18 protein-coding genes and 4 tRNA genes are annotated in these 12,634 nt (G+C 59.6%); 8 read left to right on the top strand and 14 right to left on the bottom strand.

The window, feature by feature from the left end; translation table 11 throughout:
- Positions 1-4 precede the first annotated feature (4 nt).
- The 11 genes from rplJ to EFB14_RS26150 all read right to left on the bottom strand — a co-directional run bounded on the left by rplJ (position 5) and on the right by EFB14_RS26150 (position 6,363).
- The gene (rplJ, locus tag EFB14_RS26195) at positions 5-523 is read right to left on the bottom strand and encodes a 50S ribosomal protein L10 (protein WP_125851139.1); all 519 of its coding nucleotides are present in this window, start codon (positions 521-523) and stop codon (positions 5-7) included.
- A gap of 329 nt (positions 524-852) precedes the next feature.
- Positions 853-1,554 carry a 50S ribosomal protein L1 gene (gene rplA, locus EFB14_RS26190; RefSeq protein WP_126829461.1) on the bottom strand — a complete coding sequence of 234 codons (702 nt, stop codon included), beginning with the start codon at positions 1,552-1,554 and terminating at the stop codon, positions 853-855.
- Between the two features lie 4 nt (positions 1,555-1,558).
- Positions 1,559-1,990, bottom strand: a complete 432-nt coding sequence (gene rplK / locus EFB14_RS26185; protein WP_047620024.1) for a 50S ribosomal protein L11 — start codon at positions 1,988-1,990, stop codon at positions 1,559-1,561.
- A 175-nt stretch (positions 1,991-2,165) separates the two neighbouring features.
- A complete protein-coding gene (gene nusG / locus EFB14_RS26180; RefSeq protein WP_003547516.1) occupies positions 2,166-2,696 on the bottom strand; it encodes a transcription termination/antitermination protein NusG in 531 nt (176 codons plus the stop codon).
- A 17-nt stretch (positions 2,697-2,713) separates the two neighbouring features.
- Entirely contained in the window at positions 2,714-2,914 is a 201-nt protein-coding gene (secE, locus tag EFB14_RS26175) for a preprotein translocase subunit SecE (protein WP_003547514.1), read from the bottom strand.
- A gap of 194 nt (positions 2,915-3,108) precedes the next feature.
- Positions 3,109-3,184, bottom strand: a tRNA-Trp gene (locus EFB14_RS26170).
- 167 nt (positions 3,185-3,351) lie between these two features.
- Positions 3,352-4,245 carry an NAD-dependent epimerase/dehydratase family protein gene (locus EFB14_RS26165; RefSeq protein ID WP_126829460.1) on the bottom strand — a complete coding sequence of 298 codons (894 nt, stop codon included), beginning with the start codon at positions 4,243-4,245 and terminating at the stop codon, positions 3,352-3,354.
- Between the two features lie 171 nt (positions 4,246-4,416).
- Positions 4,417-4,551 carry a hypothetical protein gene (locus EFB14_RS33775; RefSeq protein ID WP_008521422.1) on the bottom strand — a complete coding sequence of 45 codons (135 nt, stop codon included), beginning with the start codon at positions 4,549-4,551 and terminating at the stop codon, positions 4,417-4,419.
- A gap of 200 nt (positions 4,552-4,751) precedes the next feature.
- Positions 4,752-5,927: an elongation factor Tu gene (tuf, locus tag EFB14_RS26160; RefSeq protein ID WP_092844923.1), complete on the bottom strand. Its 1,176-nt coding sequence runs from the start codon at positions 5,925-5,927 to the stop codon at positions 4,752-4,754.
- Between the two features lie 253 nt (positions 5,928-6,180).
- Positions 6,181-6,254 (bottom strand) — tRNA-Gly (locus EFB14_RS26155).
- 24 nt (positions 6,255-6,278) lie between these two features.
- Positions 6,279-6,363: transfer RNA gene (locus EFB14_RS26150), tRNA-Tyr, on the bottom strand.
- Between the two features lie 29 nt (positions 6,364-6,392).
- Between EFB14_RS26150 and EFB14_RS33055 the strand changes: the two genes are divergently transcribed.
- The 3 genes from EFB14_RS33055 to EFB14_RS26140 are packed head-to-tail and all read left to right on the top strand — an operon-like array spanning position 6,393 to position 8,191.
- Entirely contained in the window at positions 6,393-6,569 is a 177-nt protein-coding gene (locus tag EFB14_RS33055; protein WP_164737586.1) for a hypothetical protein, read from the top strand.
- Positions 6,566-7,456 carry a 23S rRNA (guanosine(2251)-2'-O)-methyltransferase RlmB gene (gene rlmB, locus EFB14_RS26145; protein ID WP_126829459.1) on the top strand — a complete coding sequence of 297 codons (891 nt, stop codon included), beginning with the start codon at positions 6,566-6,568 and terminating at the stop codon, positions 7,454-7,456. Before EFB14_RS33055 ends, rlmB begins: the two co-directional genes overlap by 4 nt.
- A 39-nt stretch (positions 7,457-7,495) precedes the next feature.
- Entirely contained in the window at positions 7,496-8,191 is a 696-nt protein-coding gene (locus EFB14_RS26140) for an AprI/Inh family metalloprotease inhibitor (RefSeq protein ID WP_126829458.1), read from the top strand.
- Positions 8,192-8,198: 7 nt separating this feature from the next.
- Here EFB14_RS26140 and EFB14_RS26135 read toward each other — a convergent pair whose 3' ends face one another.
- Entirely contained in the window at positions 8,199-8,942 is a 744-nt protein-coding gene (locus EFB14_RS26135; RefSeq protein ID WP_245438309.1) for a hypothetical protein, read from the bottom strand.
- 206 nt (positions 8,943-9,148) lie between these two features.
- Between EFB14_RS26135 and EFB14_RS33050 the strand changes: the two genes are divergently transcribed.
- Positions 9,149-9,307: a hypothetical protein gene (locus EFB14_RS33050; RefSeq protein WP_164737585.1), complete on the top strand. Its 159-nt coding sequence runs from the start codon at positions 9,149-9,151 to the stop codon at positions 9,305-9,307.
- Positions 9,308-9,371: 64 nt separating this feature from the next.
- Entirely contained in the window at positions 9,372-9,509 is a 138-nt protein-coding gene (locus EFB14_RS33045) for a hypothetical protein (RefSeq protein ID WP_003547501.1), read from the top strand.
- Between the two features lie 37 nt (positions 9,510-9,546).
- Here EFB14_RS33045 and EFB14_RS26130 read toward each other — a convergent pair whose 3' ends face one another.
- Together EFB14_RS26130 and EFB14_RS26125 are read right to left on the bottom strand one after the other, a co-directional pair.
- A complete protein-coding gene (locus EFB14_RS26130; protein WP_126829457.1) occupies positions 9,547-9,891 on the bottom strand; it encodes a hypothetical protein in 345 nt (114 codons plus the stop codon).
- A 113-nt stretch (positions 9,892-10,004) separates the two neighbouring features.
- Positions 10,005-10,080, bottom strand: a tRNA-Thr gene (locus EFB14_RS26125).
- A 206-nt stretch (positions 10,081-10,286) separates the two neighbouring features.
- Here EFB14_RS26125 and EFB14_RS26120 point away from each other — a divergent pair.
- From EFB14_RS26120 to EFB14_RS26110, 3 genes are read left to right on the top strand one after another with little or no spacing between them, the layout of a single operon-like run.
- Positions 10,287-11,060, top strand: a complete 774-nt coding sequence (locus EFB14_RS26120) for an NAD kinase (RefSeq protein ID WP_126829456.1) — start codon at positions 10,287-10,289, stop codon at positions 11,058-11,060.
- Positions 11,061-11,064: 4 nt separating this feature from the next.
- Complete coding sequence (locus tag EFB14_RS26115) at positions 11,065-11,574, top strand: hypothetical protein (protein ID WP_126829455.1); 510 nt, start codon at positions 11,065-11,067, stop codon at positions 11,572-11,574.
- A gap of 34 nt (positions 11,575-11,608) precedes the next feature.
- A complete protein-coding gene (locus tag EFB14_RS26110; RefSeq protein ID WP_126829454.1) occupies positions 11,609-12,628 on the top strand; it encodes an alpha/beta hydrolase family protein in 1,020 nt (339 codons plus the stop codon).
- Positions 12,629-12,634: the final 6 nt, after the last annotated feature.

Raw genomic sequence — 12,634 nt, 5'->3', positions numbered from 1 at the left:
CGCCTTAAGCGGCTTCGTCCTTCTTGGCGTAGGCCGCGAACACACGAGCAAGCTGGCTTGCCGGTGCTGCAACAACCCCAGCGATGCGGGTAGCCGGTGTCTGGATCATGCCCAGCAGCTTCGCACGCAGCTCGTCGAGCGAAGGCAGGGTCGCAAGCGACTTGACTGCTTCGGCGTTGAGCGTGGTTGTTCCCATGGAACCGCCCAGAACAATGATCTTGTCATTGGTCTTGGCAAAATCCATGACGACCTTCGGAGCGGTGATCGGATCGGTGCTGTATGCAATCAGCGTCTGACCCTTGAAGAGATTGGTAATCCCTTCCGCTTCCGTACCCTGAAGGGCAATTTTGGCCAGGCGGTTCTTCGCGACTTTGACGGTACCGCCAGCTGCACGCATCTTCGAACGAAAATCGTTCATCTGCGCGACTGTGGCACCAGCATAGTGGGCCACGACAACTGAGCCCGAAGCCTTGAAGACTTCGTTCAGTTCCGTGACGAATTCGCGTTTTTCCGCTCTTTCCACTGCCTATCTCCAGTTGGCGGGACCGAAAACGGGCCCGCCGGGTTGCCTTTGCCTCCTGGGATCATGCGAGATCCCAAGCGACGCTTGAGGATCCTGTCCCCCCGCGCTCCCGCGCCAATCAAGGCTAAAGAGGCACAAGGCATCCAAGGCTCGAACCGAGTTCCTAGAAGCGAACTTCATGCAATTCGGGTCTTACCCGTCTCATGCAGGCGAAGTGATTAAGGGAAAACCACCTGCAATCTCGGACAGGATTCCGGATTTCTCCGGAATATTCCGGCCCCTTGCGAGGCCGGAAATTCAGTCGCCAGACTTAAAGCCCGGCAATAAACTTATGCAGCCGGGGCTCCGGTGACCGAGCCGAGCTCGATCTTGACGCCGGGGCCCATGGTCGAAGAAATCGCCACGCGCTTGACGTAGTTGCCCTTGGCGCCAGCCGGCTTCGCCTTGATGACGGCGTCAGCGAAGGCGCGGATGTTTTCTTCCAGAGCCTTGGCGTCGAAAGAGGCCTTGCCGATGCCGGCATGGACGATACCAGCCTTCTCGACGCGGAACTCGACAGCGCCGCCCTTGGAAGCCTTGACGGCTCCGGCAACGTCCATGGTAACGGTGCCGACCTTCGGGTTCGGCATCATGCCGCGCGGGCCGAGAACCTTACCGAGACGGCCGACGAGCGGCATCATGTCGGGAGTGGCGATGCAGCGATCGAATTCGATCTTGCCGCCCTGGACGATTTCGACGAGCTCTTCGGCGCCGACGATATCAGCACCGGCAGCCTTGGCTTCGTCAGCCTTGACGCCACGAGCGAAGACGGCGACGCGAACCGTGCGGCCCGTGCCGTTCGGCAGGTTAACGACGCCGCGAACCATCTGGTCCGCATGGCGCGGATCGACGCCGAGGTTCATCGAAACTTCGATGGTTTCGTCGAACTTGGCGACAGCCCGTTCCTTGACCATGCCGATAGCCAGGGTCAGAGCGTAAAGCTTTGTGGGATCAACACCTTCGTTGATCTTCTGAGTGCGCTTGCCAGCCATGATCTTAACCCACCACTTCCAGGCCCATGGCGCGGGCAGAGCCCTCGATCATCGCCATTGCACCTTCGATATCCGCTGCGTTCAGATCCTTCATCTTGGCTTCTGCGATCGTCTTGATCTGAGCCTTGGTGAGGGAGCCGGCCTTGGCGCCCTTGCCGGGCGTCTTGGAACCGGACGTGATCTTCGCTTCCTTCTTCAGCCAGTAGCTGACCGGAGGCTGCTTCATCGCGAAGGTGAAGGACTTGTCCTGGTAATAGGTGATGACGACCGGGATCGGCATACCCTTTTCCATTTCCTGCGTGGCGGCATTGAACGCCTTGCAGAATTCCATGATGTTAATGCCACGCTGACCAAGCGCCGGACCAATCGGCGGGGACGGGTTTGCCGATCCTGCCTTGACCTGAAGCTTGAGCTGGCCTGCAACTTTCTTAGCCATATCTCTCTGCCTTTCATGAGCGGCCGGTTACCCGGCCCGTGATGCCGGATCTCTCCGGCGGCTGCGGTTGCGTGGTGCGGATATTAGGGTCCGGCTAAGACCCCTCACCTTCCACGCGGGTGCGGACGACGTCCGCAGGAAACAGGCCGCAAGGGCCAGCTTCCAGTTTCTGCAATCAGACCTTCTCGACCTGTGCGTATTCCAGCTCGACCGGCGTTGCGCGGCCGAAGATCGACACTTCCACCTTCAGGCGCGAACGCTCTTCGTCCACATCCTGAACCGTGCCGTTGAACGAGGCGAACGGACCATCGGAAACGCGGACCTGCTCGCCGATTTCGAAGGTAATGGATGCCTTCGGCCGCTCGACACCTTCCTGAACCTGACCGAGAATGCGCTCGGCTTCATAATCCGGAATCGGAACGGGCTTATTGTCGGAACCGAGAAAGCCTGTGACCTTCGGCGTATTCTTGATCAGGTGGTAGGCTTCATCCGTCAGATTGGCGCGAACCATGACATAGCCCGGGAAAAACTTGCGCTCGGAATCGACCTTGCGGCCGCGACGCACTTCCACCACCTTTTCGGTCGGCACGAGGATCTTCTCGAACAGGTGCTCAAGCCCCTTCTGGCGAGCCTTGTTCTCGATGTCTTCAGCCACCTTCTTTTCAAAATTGGAATACGCGTGGACGATGTACCAACGTGCCGCCATTTTCATCTCCACCCGTATCAGTTGCCGGTATTCAGCACGAAGCTCAGAGCCCAGCCGATCAGCTGGTCAGCGGCAAAGAAAAACAGCGCGGCGAAAACCACCATCACAAGCACCATGACCGTCGAGATCATCGTCTCGCGGCGCGACGGCCATGTGACCTTGGACGTTTCGGAGCGAACCTGCTGCAGAAACGCGAATGGATTGGATTTAGATGCCATCGACTGCCCACGCAATTACGGCGCGTAAAGCTGAAACTATCAGCCCCACGCACCGCGTGTCTGTTGAACCCTAAATAAACACCGATTTCCGAATACACAAGGGGGAAACCGAAGTTTAACGAAATTAGTTGCCACCAATTATTCCCGGTCCGAAACGCTGCAAGTACGTCCGCGCTGTCCCGCATCGAGGAAAGTGGCAGGGGCAGAGGGGCTCGAACCCCCGACCTGCGGTTTTGGAGACCGCCGCTCTACCAACTGAGCTATACCCCTTCATGCCTGTCATTCAGCGCCCGGGCCAAGGCCCGCAAATCGCTGCTGAAAAGCATGGCGACCCTTTAAGACGACGGCACGGGATTGGCAAGCACGATTTTCGGTTTTCAAAGCCATTCTCCTCATATGCGGGCAAATGGCTTATTGACTTCGCGGCCAAGACCCGGTCAGACCCTCACGTATTTCCGCCAATCGTGCTCTTCCTTAAAGCCCAGCACCTCACGAATCTTGCGGTTTGAAAGCAGGCTTTCATACTCACCGATTTCGCGGGTGAAAGGCACGTTCGGGAAGAATCGCTTCGCAAGCTCCTTCGACGGCGTATTGGCCGAAACGGTGTTGTTGGCGGCGTTGAAGACCTGATAGCCCAATCCGTCCTTCTCAATGCAGAGATGGCAGATCTGCCCGAGGTCGCGGGCGTCGATATAGCTCCAGGCGATGCGCTTGCGCATCTCTGGATTGGCGAAGTAGGTCGGGAACCGCTCATACTCATGCGGCTCGATGACGTTGCCGATGCGCAGCGCATAGATGTCGAAACCCGAGCGCTCGGCAAAGGCGCGCGCCGTCTTCTCGTTGACCACCTTGGAAAGGCCGTAGGAATCCATCGGGTTGACGTCGTAGTCCTCCTCCAGCGGAAACTGGTGGAAATCACGATGGCCCTCGGCGAAGCAGACGCCGTAAGTCGTCTCGCTCGATGCGACGATGATCTTCCGGATGCCGAGTTTCACCGCCGCCTCGATGACGTTGTAGGTGCCCATCGTGTTGATGCGGAAGGTTTCGTTGTCAGGCTTGATCAGGATGCGCGGGATGGCAGCGAAATGCACGACGGCATCGAAAGGCTGTACGCCCCTGCCCGCATCGAGATCGGGAAAATCGCGGTGCATCGAAAGCGCGTTAAAGACCTGGCCGCTATCGGTGATGTCGGCGATGAGATTGGTGACGCCGGGACTATCCAGCGGCACGAGATCGATGTTGTGAACCTCGTAACCGGCATTGACGAGCCATGGCACGGCATGGCGACCTGCCTTGCCCGAACCGCCTGTGAACAGGATGCGTTTTTTCATGGAATATCCTCCGCGTCATGAAGCCGGAGGCATAGTTAGACGCTTCCGCGCGAAGAGCAAGCGAGCGTCGTGCAAGGGGTTCACCCCCGCCTCGCCAGAAGCACCCTACCGGGAGCATCTGGCCGATCATTTCCGATCACCGCAGAAGCCTGCGATGGCCTGCAAGGGTCATCACTTGACGACACTTACCTCATTGATCTGCACTCCGGCTGCCTGAACAACCTCTTGCGGAATTGCAGCGATGAAAAACATCGTGAAAACATACATCGCGAATATCGTCGCAACGAACGTGGCCTTTGGAATCATCCGGGCTCTCCTTTGCAAGAAGGAGTCTGGACTAAAATGGGCCATTCACAAACCGGTTTCTGAATGTGAGATGAACAAAATACTGTGACAGGCCAATTTAACGATATTTTTACAACACCTGTTAAACCTACCGGAAGCCACGAAAATGAAAAACCCCGCTGTTTCCAGCGGGGTCTTCATAATTGCGGATAACTCGAAAGTTACTCGACGATGCTCGCAACGATACCGGCGCCGACGGTGCGGCCGCCTTCGCGGATAGCGAAGCGCAGCTTTTCTTCCATCGCGATCGGAACGATCAGCTCGACAGCAACCGTGACGTTGTCGCCCGGCATGACCATCTCCGTGCCTTCCGGCAGCGTCACGATGCCCGTCACGTCGGTCGTGCGGAAGTAGAACTGCGGACGGTAGTTCGTGAAGAACGGCGTATGACGGCCGCCCTCTTCCTTCGTCAGGATGTAGGCTTCAGCCATGAACTTCTTGTGCGGCTTGACAGAGCCGGGCTTGCACAGGATCTGGCCACGCTCGACGCCGTCACGGTTCACACCGCGAACCAGAGCGCCGATGTTGTCGCCAGCCTGGCCCTGATCGAGCAGCTTGCGGAACATTTCAACGCCGGTCACCGTCGTCTTCGAGGTCGGACGGATGCCGACGATCTCGACTTCTTCACCAACCTTGACAATGCCACGCTCGACGCGGCCGGTCACGACAGTGCCGCGGCCCGAGATCGAGAACACGTCTTCGATCGGCATCAGGAACGGCTGGTCGATCGGACGCTCAGGCGTCGGGATGTAAGCGTCGACAGCAGCCATCAGCTCGCGGATCGCGTCTTCGCCGATCTTCTTGTCAGAGTCTTCGAGAGCAGCAAGAGCCGAACCCTTGACAACCGGGATGTCGTCGCCCGGGAAGTCGTAGGACGACAGCAGTTCGCGAACTTCGAGCTCGACCAGTTCGAGAAGCTCGGCGTCGTCAACCTGGTCGACCTTGTTCAGGAACACAACGATCGCCGGAACGCCGACCTGGCGGGCGAGAAGGATGTGTTCGCGCGTCTGCGGCATCGGGCCGTCAGCAGCCGAGCACACCAGGATCGCGCCGTCCATCTGCGCGGCACCGGTGATCATGTTCTTCACGTAGTCGGCATGGCCGGGGCAGTCGACGTGCGCGTAGTGGCGGGCAGGCGTCTCGTATTCGACGTGAGCCGTCGAAATGGTGATGCCGCGTGCCTTTTCTTCCGGTGCAGCGTCGATCTGGTCGTACGCCTTGAACTCACCGAAGTACTTCGTGATCGCTGCCGTCAGAGACGTCTTGCCGTGGTCAACGTGGCCGATCGTGCCAATGTTGACGTGCGGCTTGTTGCGCTCAAACTTACTCTTTGCCATTTGAATGCTTCCTGTGAACGAAATGGTGGCCCCGGCGAACCGGTTTAGTGCCGCCGTTTAAGGCTTTCAGCGAAATTGCGCAAGACTTAATTGCAGACGCCATTCTTGGCGTGACAGCGCATATGGGAGACAATTCGCCGCCTGCAAGGCGATTCGCCGAAGCCTCCTCAAAAATCCCTGAAATCCTGGAGAAAACGGAGATATCTGCGGATCATCGCCGCAGCGATCACATGGACTATTTGATGCAGGAAATTGGAGCGGGTAGCGGGAATCGAACCCGCGTATTCAGCTTGGAAGGCTGCTGCTCTACCATTGAGCTATACCCGCGGGATGGTCAGATCCGATGACGAATGGTGGAGAGAGTTGGATTTGAACCAACGTAGGCTGAGCCAACGGATTTACAGTCCGTCCCCTTTAACCACTCGGGCATCTCTCCAGTTTTCGTCCGGATCTTGAAGACCAAGTTTGGCAGACTTCGAAGCGTTGCCGCCCGTCGTCTGCGCCGCGTATATGACCGGAGCATTTCAGTCTGTCAACACGATGACAACGGAAAAAACACGAAAAATTTCATTCGTCGCCGAAAGCCGGCACATGAAAGAGGGCCTATGCGACGACGAGCGCCCTGGATATAAAGCCGCATGAGCAAAGACAAGAAATCCGGCGGCAAGACCGCGACCGACCCATCCGCCAAGGATACCCACTACGCCAATCTGCGGCGGGCCCACCGTGACGCCAAGCGCGAGCGCGGCGATATCCCAACGCCCCAGCCGCAGAAGCGCAGGCGCGGCGGCGAGGACTGGAAACCGCCGGCGCTCGCCCCCGACCAGGTGCATCTGTATGGCCTGCATACGGTGCGCGCCGCTCTCGACAATCCCGAGCGCAAGAAGATCAAGCTGTTCGTGACGCAGAACGCGCTCGCCCGTCTCGAAATCGATGTCGAGACACTCGGCATTCCCGTCGAGACCGTCTCGCCACAGGAGATCGACAAGGTGCTCGGCCCCGAGGCGATCCATCAAGGCGTGATGCTGGAAACACGGCCGCTGCCGGTGCGCCGGCTCGAAGCGCTGAAGGACAGCCCTCTCCTGCTCGTTCTCGACCAGGTCACCGACCCTCATAATGTCGGCGCGATCATGCGCTCGGCCGTCGCCTTCAATGCAGGCGCGGTCATCACCACTCAGAGACATAGCCCGACCGAGTCAGGCGTGCTTGCCAAATCGGCCTCCGGCGCGCTGGAACTGATACCTTATATACAGATCACCAATCTCGCCGATGCGCTCGGTGAATTGCACAAGCTCGGCTTCTCCACCATCGGCCTCGATTCGGAAGGGCCCGCGCCGCTTGAAGGCACCTTCTCCGGTGAGAAGGTGGCGCTGGTGCTCGGCTCCGAGGGCAAGGGGCTGCGGCAGAAGACCCGCGAGACTGTGAACGCACTCGCCCGCCTCGACATGCCAGGCGCGATCAAATCGCTGAACGTCTCGAATGCGGCGGCGATCGCGCTTTATGCGGCGCGGCTCTATCTGAAGGCATAGACCGGCCCGCAGGCGGGCCGCGACAAAGGGGGAATTGTCATGATCCGTTTCGTTCTCAGGCTCGCGGCTTCGGCAGCGGCGACGCTGCTTGTCTGTGGTCTGGCGCATGGGCAGGATATCGATCCCGATATTCTCAAAGCGCAGGCCGGAACCTATCTCATCGCTCCCGATGACGGCAGAGCCGGATGCCGGATGACACTCGAGACCGATATGGCGATCGGCGGCTATTCGCTTTCCGGCCAGGATTCCTGCGCCAAGCCGCTGCCGGCGCTCGCCGAAGCAGCCGCCTGGAATTTCGACGGGAATGGCGGCGTCATCCTGATCGATCCGACGCGCAAGGTGCTCGCGCGCTTCGTCGAGAACGAGGGCTCACCGATGAAGACGGAAGACGGCGTGCCGCTCCTGCTGGTCGCAGCACCCGACGGCATCGACCACCTGCCGACCTTCCGCGGCCTTGCCGGGACATGGACGATGCAGAGACCGGGCGGCGAAAGGCTCTGCAGCGTGACGCTCAAGGGCAATGCCGAGGCGGACGGCAATGCGCCATTGTCACTTTCCGGTGACTGCGCTGCCAATATCGCCAAGCTCAAGCTCGCGCTCTGGCATATCGAGGGGTTCGGCATCACGCTGATGGGCCACGATGGTTCGTCACTTGCCTTCGACATGCGTACCGACGGAAATTTCGACAAATCGAAAGAGGAAGGCGGCAAGCCGCTTTCGCTGGTGCGCCAGTAAATCTCGATCAGCTCGGCGTCCGGCAGATGGTCGCTCCGTCCATCGGCCTGCGCGCCGTATCGCCCGCCGCATAAGCCAGCTCGATCGGATAGACGATCACGCTCGGTAGTTTTTCGATTTCCCTGGCGTTTTCAGGGCTGCGCTTCATCTCCGCCTTGTAGGCGGCGGCACAATCCGGCAATCGCTTCGGCGACAGACCTGTGTCGGCGGCAATCGCCTTCCCGCATGCAGCGCCTTCCAGATAGAGCGAGCAGGAAGCTGAGTAGACGCGGCGGAAATCGAGGGTCAATTCCCCCTTCCCCCTGGTGATCGCGGCAAAACCGTCACCCTCAAGGGAATCATTGAGCAGCCGCTCGCCCGTCGCAGCGTCATAGACGACGAACGGCAACCCGCCGTTCCATCCATCTGCCGCGCGGAAGAAGACGAAACCGCCGTTGACGCCCATGACATATCCGGCGGTGTCATCCTCGATCACCCGCTCGCGCTCGCCGGCGCGCTCACAAGGCGCGTCAGCCGCAAGCAGCGCCAGCTTTTCGGCGCCGACCTCGCCGAGGTCGATCTCCTTGACGGCGAAGGTGGGATAACGGCTGCAGGTGATTTTCGGCTTCGCATCGGGATTGAGTTCATCCCTGGGAAGCATCACGACGTCAACTTTCACAGGCCTGTCGAATGTGGCCGCGTTTTCCGATGCGCCGGCAAAGGAAATGAATGCCGCGACGATGACCGATGTCGTGACCGCCCGCTTCATCATATTCCCCGTCTCCCCGATGTTTCCGGTATTTCTGACACGGTTTGAACCGGTGTGACAGATGGAAAACGGTGGCGGCAGCGATCGTGCAATGCCTGGCCGATGTCGCGATGGATCCATTTTTACCTTGGAAAGATGCTCCTGCGTACTATGATCGGACGACGACCGATTGCAGCAATCGATCAGAGGTAAGGAGGAACATCCGCCCCATGGCCATTCGACCACTGATTTTCGGTGTCCTCTTCATCGCGGTCTTCGTTGGGATCATCCTCAGCATCATATGGGTGGACACATCACACCCTGTCCACCAGCCCGATCCCCTGTCGCCCATGGCGCCCGGCCCGGCAACGCCGGGAACGGTGCAATAGATCAGGCAGGAACGAGGACCGCGATCATGCGTTAATTCCGTAACCGAACGAGGATTGAACGCTCATGCGCATTATGATTGCCGTCGTCGCCTTCATGGTCGCCTCGGTGCTCAGCATAGCGATGATGTCGCCTTCCGGCGCCGGCCAGACCGGCAATGGCGACAGGATCGAAGCGAGCGTCAACGAACCTGTCACGCATTGAGCTGGCAATGGCGGCCGGCGTTCCGGACAATCTATCCTCAGCCGTGATAGAACCGGGGCATGTCTCTATCGTCATAACGCCATTCACGGCGCTCCCGCCAACCTTCGGCACGCCACGGCCGCCAGTGACGACGCTCATAGCGCCACTCGGATGGGCGCCACTCGGATGGGCGCCAATCGCGATCGTCACGCCAATCCCGGTCGCCCCGCCAGTCGCGATCATCACCCCAGCGATCACGCCGCCAGCTGTCATGAATTTGGACGACATCGCCCTGCGCGGACACTGCCGGCCGGTTGGCGGGCATAGCGTTAGCGGACGGAATGGACGCGAAAGCCGCGCCCGCGGAAATAGCAGCGGTGAGAATAATATGCGCGATCTTCATGGCAGTTTCCTCTTTGATGATGAGGATCAGATGCATCGCCGCGGCTGAATTGCTGCTGAAGCAGTGCTTCAGGTGATGTTCATCAAGAGAACAGGTGAATCGCGCAATGAGGATGGTGCCCCCGGCAGGGTTCGAACCCGCGACCCCCTGATTACAAATCAGGTGCTCTACCAACTGAGCTACAAGGGCAATAGCTGCCCAACTAACAGATTCTGCGATTCTGTAAAGAAAAATCCATCCCGGGGCGACCGCAACCTGCCAAGCGGCAGCTGTCGGCCGCCCGCTTGACCTGCTGTGGCTGACGATCGGCATCGACACAAAGCCTGACAATGCGAAAGTCCTTGTCGCACCAGCCCTTTATCCTTTAGCTAGAGCAGCTTCACAAAGGGCATTGCATGGGCCGTTCATTCCAGACGCTTTCCTTTCTCGCCTCGCCGACGATGGAGGCGCTCGCAGCACGCGAAGAGTTGATTCGTATCTATGGCGACGTGCCGGCGGAGGAAGCCGACGTCATCGTCGCGCTCGGCGGCGACGGCTTCATGCTGCAGACGCTGCACAGCACCATGAACTCGGGCAAGCTGGTCTACGGCATGAACCGCGGTTCCGTTGGGTTCCTGATGAATGATTATCGCACCGACCGGCTCCAGGAGCGCATCTGCTCTGCCGTCGAAAACGCCTTCCGGCCGTTGAAGATGACGACGGCCAATGCCGACGGCACCAACACCACCGCGCTCGCCATCAACGAGGTCTATCTGTTCCGCCAGTCCTACCAGGCAGCCAATCTGAGGGTCCTGGTGGATGGGCGCGTGCGCCTGGAAGAACTGATCTGCGACGGGCTGATGGTGGCGACCCCCGCCGGGTCGACCGCCTATAATCTCTCGGCCCATGGACCGATCCTGCCGCTTGAGGCACCGTTGCTCGCCATGACACCGGTCAGCGCTTTCAGGCCGCGGCGCTGGAGGGGAGCGCTTCTTCCGAACAGGGTGACCGTCGATATCGATGTTCTTGAGCCGATAAAGCGCCCTGTGAATGCGGTGGCCGACAATACCGAGGTCAAGTCGGTGCTGCATGTCCGCATCGCCCAATCCGAGCATATGACGGCGCGTATCCTTTCCGATCCCGACCGCTCGTGGTCCGACCGTATTCTCGCCGAGCAGTTCAAGGATTGAGACGATGGCAATGCGACAGCTATTGATGACAACGGTTCTCCTTCTGGGATGGTCGGCCGTGGTTGCCCCTGCGCAGGATGCCATCCTGCCGGCACCAGTGATTTTTGCGACCAGCACCGGCTATTGGGAAGACGACGGCAACTCGCCTGCAGTCGAGCGAGCGCCCACCGGCGCCGAGGCCGTTGCCAATCCTGAGAGAAAAGCCGTGCAGCGCCACGGCTATTACAAGCTCTTCGCCGTCCGGCAGGAGGACAGGACATCGAAGATCTATCTGCAGCAGATTGCCCAGACCGCGACCGATCCAGCGATCGTCTCGACCATCGAGTTGCAGGAGTTCAGCGACCTGAAGCCTTACGTCACCGACATACGCCCCGAGAACTCGAACGGCATCATCAAGGAACCGGGGCTCTTCGCCACCGTCTATCTCAAGACCGATCCCGCGGCAGAGCCGGACGGCTGGACCGTGCTGATCGACGAATTCGGCGATATTACCGTCGAGAAGGCGACCAATTGAAAGACGAGGAACCGTTCGGAGAGGCATCCGGGAGATGAAACTCGGCTTTCGCGACGGCATCCTCTACGACGATAAAAGGCCGAACTGGGACGCCGACGGCCCGAGACCCATCAGCTGGTCTCTGTGGTATCCCGCAGCCGAAGAGGCGTTGGAAATCGACACGCCGGAAAGAAGCTGGTTCCAGAAGGCGGCCGTCGCCCGGAATGCGCCCATCACGCCTGGAGCCAGCCCCTCCCCCCTTGTTCTTCTCTCGCATGGAACCGGCGGATCCGCCGCCGGGCTGGAGTGGCTGGCGCGACGCCTGGTCCATCGCGGATTTGCAGCACTCGGCGTCAGCCATCACGGCAATACCGGTAGCGAGCCCTATCGCGCCGAAGGCTTCGCCTGCCTTTGGGAGCGAGCGCCTGACCTCAGCCACATGCTCGATCACTCCAGCGACTGGCTGGGCGATCTTTCAGGCCATATCGATCTATCGCGTGTGTTTGCCGCAGGATTTTCGGCCGGCGCCTATAGCGTGATGCTGCTGCTCGGCGCCATCGCCCAGTTCTCGCAGTTCGAGCCGTCAAGGCTGAAGCCGGATGGCCCGCGCGGACCGCGGGAATTTCCCGATCTTGCCGATCACATTCCGACACTGCTTCGCACCAGCGCCGTGTTTTGCGATTCATGGTCCCGCATGTCGAGATCCTATCGAGACGAGAGGATCAAGGCTGCGCTCGTCTGCGCGCCGGGTCGGTCCATTCTCGGTTTCAGCGAAGAAAGCCTGAAAGCGGTCGATTCGCCCAGCCTAATCCTGGTCGGCGATGCCGACAGGGCGGCGCCGGCCGAAGAATGTTCGTCATGGCTGCATACGCGGCTGAAACACAGCGCTCTTAAAATCTTCGGCGGCGGCCTCGGGCACTATGTCTTTCTGCCGGAGGGTACCGGGCTCGGCCTTGCCTTTGCGGCGGAGCTCTTTACCGATCCTGCCGGCATCGAGCGCGCTGCCATTCACGAAGAGATTGCCGACCTGTCGGCAGCGCTGTTTCAAAACATCGGCATCGGCGCGATGGCCTGAGCAAAA

This window comes from Rhizobium fabae, from assembly GCF_003985135.1.
Taxonomy (GTDB): domain Bacteria; phylum Pseudomonadota; class Alphaproteobacteria; order Rhizobiales; family Rhizobiaceae; genus Rhizobium; species Rhizobium pisi.
The sequence above is the reverse complement of the archived record's forward strand: the minus strand, read 5'-3'. Positions and strand labels throughout refer to the sequence as shown.

Excerpts from the sequence above, each read along its gene's own strand:
- EFB14_RS26135 (WP_245438309.1), bottom strand. The coding sequence starts at position 8,942 with ATGATGAAGCGGGCGGTCACGACATCGGTCATCGTCGCGGCATTCATT.
- EFB14_RS33775 (WP_008521422.1), bottom strand. The coding sequence starts at position 4,551 with ATGATTCCAAAGGCCACGTTCGTTGCGACGATATTCGCGATGTATGTT.
- EFB14_RS33045 (WP_003547501.1), top strand. The coding sequence starts at position 9,372 with ATGCGCATTATGATTGCCGTCGTCGCCTTCATGGTCGCCTCGGTGCTC.
- EFB14_RS26140 (WP_126829458.1), top strand. The coding sequence starts at position 7,496 with ATGATCCGTTTCGTTCTCAGGCTCGCGGCTTCGGCAGCGGCGACGCTG.
- nusG (WP_003547516.1), bottom strand. The coding sequence starts at position 2,696 with ATGGCGGCACGTTGGTACATCGTCCACGCGTATTCCAATTTTGAAAAG.
- secE (WP_003547514.1), bottom strand. The coding sequence starts at position 2,914 with ATGGCATCTAAATCCAATCCATTCGCGTTTCTGCAGCAGGTTCGCTCC.
- EFB14_RS26120 (WP_126829456.1), top strand. The coding sequence starts at position 10,287 with ATGGGCCGTTCATTCCAGACGCTTTCCTTTCTCGCCTCGCCGACGATG.
- EFB14_RS26165 (WP_126829460.1), bottom strand. The coding sequence starts at position 4,245 with ATGAAAAAACGCATCCTGTTCACAGGCGGTTCGGGCAAGGCAGGTCGC.
- EFB14_RS26130 (WP_126829457.1), bottom strand. The coding sequence starts at position 9,891 with ATGAAGATCGCGCATATTATTCTCACCGCTGCTATTTCCGCGGGCGCG.
- rplK (WP_047620024.1), bottom strand. The coding sequence starts at position 1,990 with ATGGCTAAGAAAGTTGCAGGCCAGCTCAAGCTTCAGGTCAAGGCAGGA.
- EFB14_RS26115 (WP_126829455.1), top strand. The coding sequence starts at position 11,065 with ATGGCAATGCGACAGCTATTGATGACAACGGTTCTCCTTCTGGGATGG.
- rlmB (WP_126829459.1), top strand. The coding sequence starts at position 6,566 with ATGAGCAAAGACAAGAAATCCGGCGGCAAGACCGCGACCGACCCATCC.
- EFB14_RS33050 (WP_164737585.1), top strand. The coding sequence starts at position 9,149 with ATGGCCATTCGACCACTGATTTTCGGTGTCCTCTTCATCGCGGTCTTC.
- rplA (WP_126829461.1), bottom strand. The coding sequence starts at position 1,554 with ATGGCTGGCAAGCGCACTCAGAAGATCAACGAAGGTGTTGATCCCACA.
- EFB14_RS26110 (WP_126829454.1), top strand. The coding sequence starts at position 11,609 with ATGAAACTCGGCTTTCGCGACGGCATCCTCTACGACGATAAAAGGCCG.
- tuf (WP_092844923.1), bottom strand. The coding sequence starts at position 5,927 with ATGGCAAAGAGTAAGTTTGAGCGCAACAAGCCGCACGTCAACATTGGC.